1 pseudogene is annotated in these 567 nt (G+C 48.0%); it reads left to right on the top strand.

Annotation, left to right across the window (positions count from 1 at the left end):
* Positions 1–567: pseudogene (locus tag KIV40_RS35345) on the top strand (hypothetical protein); the annotation flags it as partial.

The following is a 567-nucleotide window of genomic DNA, read 5'->3' as shown; positions in this document are numbered from 1 at the left end:
ATGCTTATTTGATGTTCTTATCTGGGCTGCTGTATGAGGCATCCAATGACCTCAACAGTGCTTACGTTGATTACCGCCGCGCATTAGCTGTGATGCCAGATAACCAACAGGTGATTGAGCGTGCAATGTTAGTCGCTCAACGCTTAGGCATGCGTGAAGATTTAGCGAAAATGAAAAAGCGCTACGCGATGCCAGCTGCTCTTAAGAGTGGGCAAGGACGAGTTATCGTCTTAGATGAGCAGAGCGTTGTACAAGCCATGGACAGTTGGCGTCTGGATTTACCCATTTATGACAGTCGTGCCCAAGGCGCCATATATTCTTTAGCTCTGCCATCCTATTCAAATCAGCCGAGCGAAAGGTTCGCATCGATTCGTATTAACGGTACAGCGCTTAATGGCAGCCTATTGACCGATGTTGATGCGATGGCACAGAACGATCTATCAGAGCGTTTGCCAAGTATTGTGATTCGCCAAGCGCTGCGTGTGGTTGCCAAAGACCGAATTCGTAAGGAAGCAGCAAACGGCGATGATGTTGGCAACTTGCTGTTCAATGTCTCGAATACACTGA

Source organism: Vibrio sp. D173a (assembly GCF_030248475.1).
Note: the sequence above shows the minus strand (reverse complement) of the source record. Positions and strands in the feature narration are given on the sequence as shown.